The organism is Pseudomonas sp. MWU12-2037, from assembly GCF_023242345.1.
GTDB lineage: Bacteria > Pseudomonadota > Gammaproteobacteria > Pseudomonadales > Pseudomonadaceae > Aquipseudomonas > Aquipseudomonas gingeri_D.
In genome coordinates this window covers 70,207-79,723 of record NZ_JALLIZ010000026.1, presented here as the reverse complement: position 1 = coordinate 79,723, position 9,517 = coordinate 70,207, and the positions used below count along the sequence as shown (strand labels likewise).

General features: G+C 48.8%; 7 protein-coding genes and 1 pseudogene. 5 read left to right on the top strand and 3 right to left on the bottom strand.

Going from position 1 to position 9,517, the window contains the following annotated elements; all coding sequences use genetic code 11:
* Together M5B42_RS29920 and M5B42_RS29915 are read left to right on the top strand one after the other, a co-directional pair.
* A pseudogene (locus M5B42_RS29920) lies at positions 1–154 on the top strand (IS256 family transposase); the annotation flags it as partial.
* A gap of 58 nt (positions 155–212) precedes the next feature.
* Positions 213–1,760 (top strand): retron Ec67 family RNA-directed DNA polymerase/endonuclease, encoded by a 1,548-nt coding sequence (locus M5B42_RS29915; RefSeq protein WP_248747852.1) that lies wholly within the window; start codon positions 213–215, stop codon positions 1,758–1,760.
* Positions 1,761–2,344: 584 nt separating this feature from the next.
* Here M5B42_RS29915 and M5B42_RS29910 read toward each other — a convergent pair.
* Positions 2,345–4,519, bottom strand: coding sequence for a DEAD/DEAH box helicase (locus tag M5B42_RS29910; protein WP_248747851.1), 2,175 nt, complete (start codon positions 4,517–4,519; stop codon positions 2,345–2,347).
* Complete coding sequence (locus M5B42_RS29905; RefSeq protein ID WP_248747850.1) at positions 4,512–6,176, bottom strand: dsDNA nuclease domain-containing protein; 1,665 nt, start codon at positions 6,174–6,176, stop codon at positions 4,512–4,514. The genes M5B42_RS29910 and M5B42_RS29905 overlap by 8 nt, the downstream gene beginning before the upstream one ends.
* Before the next feature lie 566 nt (positions 6,177–6,742).
* On the opposite strand from M5B42_RS29905, the gene M5B42_RS29900 reads away from it, so the two are divergent.
* Both M5B42_RS29900 and M5B42_RS29895 read left to right on the top strand, forming a co-directional pair.
* On the top strand, positions 6,743–7,186 hold the full coding sequence (locus tag M5B42_RS29900; RefSeq protein ID WP_248747849.1) for a hypothetical protein: 444 nt from the start codon (positions 6,743–6,745) through the stop codon (positions 7,184–7,186).
* 126 nt (positions 7,187–7,312) lie between these two features.
* Positions 7,313–7,858, top strand: coding sequence for a DUF2867 domain-containing protein (locus M5B42_RS29895; RefSeq protein ID WP_248747848.1), 546 nt, complete (start codon positions 7,313–7,315; stop codon positions 7,856–7,858).
* 275 nt (positions 7,859–8,133) lie between these two features.
* Here M5B42_RS29895 and M5B42_RS29890 read toward each other — a convergent pair whose 3' ends face one another.
* Positions 8,134–8,526 (bottom strand): 4-oxalocrotonate tautomerase, encoded by a 393-nt coding sequence (locus M5B42_RS29890; RefSeq protein WP_103497639.1) that lies wholly within the window; start codon positions 8,524–8,526, stop codon positions 8,134–8,136.
* A gap of 103 nt (positions 8,527–8,629) precedes the next feature.
* Between M5B42_RS29890 and M5B42_RS29885 the strand changes: the two genes are divergently transcribed.
* A complete protein-coding gene (locus M5B42_RS29885; protein ID WP_248747847.1) occupies positions 8,630–9,502 on the top strand; it encodes a LysR family transcriptional regulator in 873 nt (290 codons plus the stop codon).
* The last annotated feature ends 15 nt before the right edge of the window (positions 9,503–9,517 follow it).

The window sequence follows — 9,517 nt, the reverse complement described above, 5'->3', positions numbered from 1 at the left end:
TTTCCCAAACGACCCGGCGATCACCCGGCTGGTCGGGGCTATGTTGCTGGAGCAGAACGACGAGTGGTGTCTGCAACGGCGCTATATGCAGTTGGAGGCTTTCGAGGCGGTCAGCGATAATCCGCAGGCCAAGCTGTCGGCCGTGATCAACTAAACGGCAAACTCAGTGGCCAGAGCCATGATGAGTTACACCACTTCCTGGGACACGATCGTTGTTGCAGGACTGTAGTGAAGAAATAGAGAAAGCTTGGGTGGGAGGGAGTGATTCAAAATCTACACTTTCACACGGCTTCGTGCGCAAGCGCTCGATCATTACAAATGCCATGATGCATCTGCATAAGAAAAATATTCTCAATGTGGATCTGAAAGATTTTTTTGATAGTTTTAATTTTGGGCGAGTTAGAGGTTTTTTCATAACTAATCGAGAGTTCTGTCTAAACCCAGACATTGCTACAGCCATCGCACAAATCGCATGCCATGATAATAAACTACCGCAGGGTAGTCCTTGCTCTCCTGTAATCACTAATCTTATTACAAATATTTTAGACATAAGGCTTGCGGCGTTGGCGCGGTCCCACTCATGTACGTATTCTAGGTACGCTGACGATCTGACTTTTTCCACCAGAGAAAAAGTGTTTCCTTCGCAAATAATGAAAGAAGATGTAGGAAGCTATACCCCTGGAAAAAAGCTCAAAAGCGAAATCAAACGCGCCGGCTTTGAGCTCAACCATAAAAAGACAAGAATTCAATATATGGATTCGCGTCAAGACGTTACCGGTCTGATTGTAAACAAAAAGCCAAACACAAGATATGAATACTGGAGAACAGTAAGGTCTCAATGCCACTCATTATTCAAAAGTGGATCATTTACTAAAAAGGTTGACGGAAAATTTATTGAAGGGAATATTTTTGAACTCCAGGGTCAGCTAAATTTCATTGATCAAATTGATTATTTTAATCGTTTGAGACAGCATCCTCCGCTGAATCCAGAATACGCATTGTCCAATCATCTAATCAATACGCGCAAACTTTTGACAGGGAGAGAGGCAGTATTCAGTCGTTTCTTATACTATCGCCATTTTTATGGTAATGAGACTGCAGCAATACTATGTGAAGGGAAAACTGATAACGTTTATTTGAAATCTGCTCTGAACAAGCTTGCCCTGAAATATCCACGGTTAGCCATACCTAAGTCTGCAGCAAACCCTTATAAACTACTGGTCTCGTTCATGAACTACACCGAACGCACCCGTTTTTTGCTACAGCTCTACGGCGGCACGTCTTACCTTCATGCATTCCTTAATTCATTTGAGGAACATTACAAATTTTATAATGCGCCGAAACCGAAAAATCCTGTGGTTATTGTATTAGATAACGATTCGGGCTTCAATAGTATCGACGGATTGCTAAAAGGGAAGCTTTCCGGAACTCCTTACCCTGATACATTGAGCAAGAGTGAATTTCGAAAAGCAGACTTTATTCATGTTACTAAAAATCTCTATGTGGTGCTGAATCCCTTAGGCCCCAAAGGAGAGTTTTCGGCAATTGAAAGCCTCTTCAGTCCAGCGACACGTAATATTAAAATTTCGGGGAAGTCGTTTAATCCTGAAAATAACATGGATAAGAACACCGAGTTCGGTAAAGAAATATTCGCGAGTAAGGTAGTTGTGGCTAACAAAGATACCATTGATTTTTCTGGGTTTGATGTGCTGTTGAGCAGAATCACTATGTGTTTAGAACATTATGATTTGATAAGGTAGTAGTCTGTGCAGGCTCATATTCGCAAAAAACAGGGCTTTTTGAGCGAGTCTTAGTCCATAGTCAATGGCCAACCACTACAGTTGCCGTTGCCATGCGAATCACACACCTTGTATCGGTGCCGCCAAATTGCTCGGCTTTCCAGGTCGATCTCGCCCTTCAGTTTACATCGTCCTATCGGATCTTAAGTTTAGTGTCATTCGGGCGGGAGTCATTTTTAATCCAAAAAATGGGCGTTCACCTAACAACCGCTCTCGGTCAAATGGAGCCGCTCAGTAAAAACAGCTACTGATATTTCTGCTTCTCTAATTGAAATATCTCTCGCTCTGGGTCTCATATGATGCGCCAAATGAGAAAAAATATTTAATCTATATCGTCTACAAGAAGAGGGCCGAGAACATCATCCTCCCAAATGCACCACCGAATGAAGGCCGAGTACGGCATTCTTCTCCACGGAAAAGGTGACATCCATTAGCCGGTCTCGAGTCAAGGCTAATAGGTGTCCCATTTTTCGCAGTCCAGACGCAGGAAGGCTTACCAACAGCTTGGTAGGCCTCGCCAATGGCACTAATGTACTCGCCAAGAATTAGTTTTTGATCTGACCTAGCGCCCGGTTGACGAAGTGAATCTCTAAGGAACTAAGATCACCTAATTGATGAAAGTTTTCTTTAAGCATTCGAGAGGCATCATCGACACTTGCATCATTTATAAAGTTGAAGCGACCTCCAAGCTTATGCAAAAGCTGGACTGGTATACCCATCTCTTCCAGGCCAGCCCACGCGGGGTGGAGGTGGTAATTTTCAAACACGCTCCTCAGATATCCGTAAGATACATGATAATTTTTTTCGTCCTCTTCATACTTTAGGTTGATAATATCTTCAAAAAGCGATAGCGCTTTTGGGGCGGCGTATCCAAATACCCGCGTTGCAAAATTCAATTCATGATTTATTTGCTCTGATAGCTTGTCGCTATCACTGTCAGGCGGTATGCGAGCGATTTGCTCAGTTAAGTAATGTCCGTAGCTAGGGGCGATTAGATAGCGAGAGATTTTTGCATGTATTACTTCAATGTTATTTATTAAACCAAGCTTCCTCAGAACGCCTGAGCATACTCGATCAACAAATCGAGAGAGAAGCAAAGCAAAACCCGATTTCGGTACCCCGGAAAAGTTACAGCTTTGAAGTTCGCTATCCGAGCACATTTCGACAAAGCTAAATGCAGACTCAATGGTTTCTATTTTGAAATAGGCGTGTTTCCTCAGGAACTCTTTTCCCGCTCTGCTAGACGAAGCGCCCGCTTCAAAGCGGGACTGAGAAAAATCAGTTAGATGTTCTGGCTGGATACCTGCTAGGAAGTTTATAGGTAGGTCTTCGTTTTGTTTGCCGAGTGGTATTTCCACTTCAAAGCAGTCGCTCTGTTTGGGCAATTCCTCCATGCAGAAAACTTTTCCCACAAAGTGAACGCCCATGCGTCCGGCACGGCCTTTGATATTTCCATGGGTGAATCGATCAATTGAGTAGTTGCCGTTACGATTATCATAGATGAATACGTTTTTGGCTACTGTGTTCACACCTTCAATGATCGTGGAAGTGCATATGAGAAAAGGGAGTTCGCCTCGATTGAATTTGTCGATCACATACTGTTGCATCGCACGTGGCAGGCCTCCATAATGCAGTCCAATGCCGTTTTTGAATGAGTGTGTATACTCCCATTTCGGGTGATAATTCTGATCTAGCCATTCAATATAATCATCTTTTATTGATTTTATATATCCAGATGCCGTCAAAAATTTAGCAATTTTTAATGCCCGAGCTGGCGATCTACAATAAATAATAGTTGGACCGACGACCTCTTTGAGCGTAGTGCACAACGCTGCATTTTTTTGATCGATGCTATCAGGCTTGATATTGAAGAAAATAACGTCCAAAGCGACGGTGTTGAAGTCGGATGGTACGAAAGTATAATTTAGGTTGGCTGGTGGTAGACCACTAACACCATTTATAAATGGCCCAGTCATGAAAAACTGTTTGGAATAGCGAAGTAGTTTGCTTAATGCAGAGTTGAGCGCATGTGTTCGATCGTCATCCTCGTCAATTTCGCCGTTCTTATCCCTTTTAAGAGCTAATTTGTAAAATTCATCTAGAACGAAAAGATCAATGTCAGACAGGTCTTCGCGATCATTTACTCGCTCTTGAGTAAGCACGTAAAGTGCTCGCTCACTGCATAAGGTCTGAGTGCCATGATGGATGACTTGGAAACTACCACCAAAGCGCTCTTGTAATCTGCGACGAGTTTCATCGACCAGTGCGACCGTAGGAAGAACTATAACGATTTTATTGAATTTTCTCGATGCGATGAGGGAGTCGACAATGGCGCTCTTACCCATGCTGGTAGGAGCGCTCAGGATGACATTTCGCCCCTGTAGAAGCAGTTCGTAGATTTTATACTGCATAGAGTGGAAGACGAGATCTGAAGAGATCGGTGTCTGGTAGTTGTCAATTACGCATTCTTCAGCAAGTGACAAATTTTCAAAATGTGTCTTAAGATATGGGTATAGACCAGACTTTCGCACAAGATGGCGTAGCAGTGCTTGGACAGCAATAAATCGATCTTTGCTGTCCAATGCTCGGATAATCAGTTCTCGTCCTGAGCTTCGAAATTTTGGATTGGATAGGAGTTGATCGGCACTGTTTAGGTAGGAGAATGCAGAAAAGTTGGGAAGCTGGAGGCTTTTCAGCGCAATTTCAAAGATATTAAGCACAAGCATTCTCCAAAGCCGTTTTTACCTCATCTATTAATCTGCCCATACTGGGCACAGGGTATAGATGAAGCTCGATCTGCACCTGGTGGAACCCGCTTGTGCTTAGGTCAGATACAAAGTCGTCGAAAAGATTTTTCGTTTCTTTTATTAGTTCTGCCTCATAGCCGTCCCTAGCTGGTTCTGTCATTAAAGTGGAGTTGTATCCTAGGAATATAATAAATCGATACCGTTCTACTTGTTTGTCGAATGGCAGGCTAATATCTAGGATTTGATCAATATCATGGCTAAGCAAGTAGGAGTCTTGCTTAATCTCAAGAATTTTTGATCGGGCCGTGTCGAAATTATCCAAGATATCGCAATAGAGTGCAGATCTTAAGTCCTGCATGCATTCCACAATGTCGGTGCCGGTAAATAGATGGCTAAAACCCACCCAGAGTTCATCCCCTGCTGCTGGGTCGAGCACGACGTGTACATTCTCCAAAACCCTAACCTCGAGAGGGTATTCAATATAGAGCGAAGCAGGAATTGGTTGGCTATGTTTGTCGCAGCGTATACAGGAGTGAAGGAGAATTTTCCCTATAAACGTCTCAAGCTCGGTCATCGAAGACTGGAGCCTTTTGATAAGGGTTTTATATCGCTGTAATGTCGAAACCCCTACGGTGTCCGCTATTTCCTCAGGCATTAGAAGAACTTCATCAATCCACGTTACAATGCTTTCGGCAATATACGCGTATCGATACATATTCATGGTGTAATGCTGATGCATTACCTTGCCGGAGCGAGTGGCGGTGCCGCATGGAGGGGGATGTTTATGGAGCTGTACTAAGATAGGTCGGAGTTTTTTGTTTGCGTAAATTTTAGTCTTGGTGAATGCGGATTTTTCGTGGGCGAGTGTTTCGCCTCTGAACCAATCTAGCAGATTGTTACGGTAATATGTTTTGTTATCTTCGCAGTAAATTTTTCTCGATAGAGTGCTTTTTTTGGTCAGAGTATATAGTATGTCGCGCCATATGTTTTCAGCGGCTACGTCGCTACTTAATGTAATCCCGACTACTTCAATAGCGGCGTTTCGAATATTTTTGACTCCAAGAAGCTCAATTTCACGCAGTGATGGAAATACTTGCCACCACGTCGAATCGACCCAGTGCTTGATATCGTTCCCGGAAGTCGCAGTGTAGCTATCCGTGCGGCTATTCAGGTCATCTATTAGCTCTTGGCGCCCAGTTCGGCCATCTCGGGAAAATAGTTCTACCCGGAGATACTCTAACAGTCCATTCGGACGCTCCGCTGAAACTACCCTGAACTGGCACTTCTCAATTGGGGCGAACGCCTGCTTCATCGACTTGTGTATTATCGATGTGCAAGGCAAGCGTACTTTCCGTGGCTTAGTTCCAAGTTTAGCCGGTTTTTTGGGTGCGGCAGTGCTCGTTGTATTCTCTGTGATCGTCGTCGGCGTCCACTTCTTATCAGCTGCAGCCTTAACCTGAATGAACTCGGTAAAATCAGACCAGATGATGTCGATATCGTCAACGGTCTCGACGCGTACGGCACGCATTCGCTTGTCCATCAGCATTTCAGTGGCAAGCCAAGCAGCGACACAGTCCTGATAAAGGAAGCCGTACTTCGCTGCTACGCCCCCCGAGTCGGTTATTTCCATTGCACTCGTATTCCATGGCACTTTGCCATGCAGCGTATGGGATTGTGCGCTGCCAGTCTACGGCCTGAATCGGCCGATGCAGCCGGTCACGCAAGGCTGCTATCGACAGACCGGGCCGTTGAGTACGGTGAATGAGCGGGGGAGAGCTTTGCCGCTTCTGGCGGACGGCTCGCTTATCATCCCAGTCCAGTTCCCTTTGGGGCATTTTGTCTTGTTCAGGGAAGTCCGTCTGGTACTCCCTCTCAATCGATACGCGAAATTGCCTTCCAAAAAAACTCATATTTCCCACACGTTTCAGGCATGGGAGAATATTGCGTGCGCCAAACGTCGAGGCTACTGTTCAGGTGTCGCTGCAAATTCAGCGACACGGGTGTGGAAACTCGTAAAGGAATCGGCGCACATTGCCGCATAAGCGGCTTTTTTGTCTTCGCTTTATGGCGGGCTGTGCGTGGGACACCTATGGTGTGCCGGGTTCCTATTCTCCGGTTTTCCACCCCGCGCACAGTTCGCCACCCTTCGCGTGGAAACGAAATGGCGAACTCCTAAATTTGAATAGGGAGGTCACCATGACCAAGAAAATTACCCCCGATCCGCCGACCGTTCGCAAAGCTCTCAGCACTGCGGATAAAGAGACATACCTGAGTAAGCTCCCGGACACTCCGTCCAACGAATCCGAGCCAGCCCCGGCCAGCACGCCGCGTTTGCTCGATACCCTCGCATTCACCAGCTCCAAGCCCGTCACCCCCGAAGCCTCCTACAAACCCACGCTATTCGCCATCCAACCCGGCATCACCGCCCAGGACGCCCTGGTCTACGTTTCCAATCTGCTCGAAACCGCGGAACTCAACGGCGACGAAATCAGCCTGCACACCAACCCGGTCGAACGGGCGTTGTTCTGGGGCATGCTGCATTCGGTGGAGGTGGCGCGTGCGGTGGTGGATGCCTTGCTGGAGGGCGCGTCTCCCTCCCATCAGCTATCGTCAGCGTCGTGCAACCCTCCGAATGGTTGAGGTCGCCAGCCAATAAGGCGCCCCCCGTTTCCAAGGCGTTGAATATGGGGTGAAACGGGGGGCCGTCACGCCAGCGTGCCGGTCAGCTCGGCGTTAGACCTCAGAAACGAACCATAGGCCGCTTACATGTCAACCGAACACCATCACACAACCTCTGTGTCGCTTCCTCCGGAGTCGGCGATTGCCAAAGCCTACGCATCGATGAATCTCGCCGACGCTTACTCGATCGAGCTGCCCACCGGAGCGTCAACCAATCCCGAATTGTTGGCGAGGTTCATCTTCGCTCACCAATCGCCTTGGGTCAGCAGGCTCCTGAAGGTTCGAGACGCGCTCGTAGCCGGTTTCGGCCTCAAGACAGCCAAGCATCTCGCCTCACTGGATGCGCAGAGCGGAGCGGGCCGACTCGGCATCTTCAAGCTCTACAGCACAAGTCCAACTGAAGTTGTTCTTGGTGAAGACGACAAGCACCTGGACTTCAGGCTCTCTGTTCTGTGTTCCGGTCAGTCGTCACCGGGCGCTAAACGTCACTTGACCCTGTCGACCGTTGTTCATTGCCACAATCGCTTGGGTCGTCTCTATATTTTTCTTATTGCCCCGTTTCACCGCTTGGTCGTCCAGTCCAATCTTCGTAGTGCGGCACGGGTCGGCTGGCCGTCGGCGACGGAGGTGTAAGCCAAAGTCCACATCATCATGGGCGGCCAACTGAGGTCTGACCCTTCCCTCAACCCGGACCGCAACCGAAGACTGCCGCCGCGCGGCCTAGGTTGCGGCCTGTTAGCTCGGCGTTGAACGACAGCTTCCGGGAAGCATTACCGACGACAAAGAGTCGATAGCGGTCCTGTCGTGACCGGCTGCTCCCGACCCATGGAGGTCATCCCACTGAAGTCATCAGGCAGGTATCGATACCTATGTAAGCTCGAACAGCGCCGGTCACGATGAACCGGGGGTCAAGGGTGGTGGAGTCTGTACTCCTGGCTCAAACCACCATAGCCGTAGGCACTGGCACGGCAGTCGATCACATGGATGTTTGAGTGAGGGTGAACATTGCCTATTTCTTTGGCCAGCAATTCGAAAGCCTCATGGTGGTAGCGCGCTTTCTGGGCCTTGGTATTGGTTTCATCCGTGATAGTGACTTCCAGGCGGAACGAGTTGCGTCCTTGTTCGGCCAGCGAACGGCTGTCGATAAACCACTGTTCATGAGGCAGGAACTGCACCATCACCAGGGTCTGTTCCGGTCGCTTTTCCAGTAATTCACAGGTCAGAGTGGTGAGTTTGGGGACGATGCTGTGGACCAGTTCAAGGTTCGGCTCGCCAGAAATCTTGAGTGTTATACCGGGCATGTTGAACTCCTTTGCGGGTAATGAATGTCCAGCGCAGAGTAAGAAGTTGCGTTGTTGCTGAAAAGCCGGAAGATATGGATCTATCTATCGGGAAAACAGCAGGATGAGCATGCGCCCCTTTGACCTTGATCTCTTGCGATCTTTTACCGTTGCCATGGAATCCGGCAGCCTATCGGAGGCCGCGCCGCACCTGTGTCGGTCGCAATCAGCGTTGAGCGAGCAATTGCGCAAGCTCGAAGCGTTCACCGGGGTAACGCTGCTGGAACGGGGAAAAAAGGGTGTCCGGCCTACGCCGGCCGGGGAGCGCCTGATGGTGCATGCACGAGAACTGCTGGCCTTGAGTGATCGCGCCCTTGAAAACGTGCGCGGAGTGACGTTTGCCGGCGAATTGAGACTGGCGATCACCGACTACTTTTTGCCTGGCTCGATTGCCGAGTTGTTGAAGCAACTGCGCCTGAACTATCCACGCCTTCGACTGCATGTGTCGGTGCGAAAGAGTCTGCAAATAGAAAGCGGGGCAGATACGGGTGACTTCGATATCGGCCTTTCAATGCGCATACTCGACGGCCGCAGCCTTCCCGAGGGCATCCCGGTGCGTCGGGAAGCATTGCATTGGGTATCTGCTTCGGGGTTTGAGCCGAGGAACGAAGAAGATAACGCGTTGCCACTTTTGGTGCTGCCACAGGGATGCAGCCTCCAACGCCTCACCCGAGAGACGCTGGAGGCACACAACGTGCCGTATGTGATTGCCCATTCCGCGTCCGGAGTGGCAGGGCTGCAATCAGCACTGATGGCAGGGCTGGGCGTCGCTTGCCTGAATACCTCGGCGGTGCCGATGGGCGCAGAGATTTGCCGGCCAGCCTTCCCGTTACCGCCTTTGCCCGATGTTGAGTTCAGCCTGTTACCTGCGCGTGCTGGCGAGGCTCATTTGGTCGGTGCAGTGCGGGAAATGCTTGCCAGCAAATTGGGCGGATGAGTGATACATCTCTGA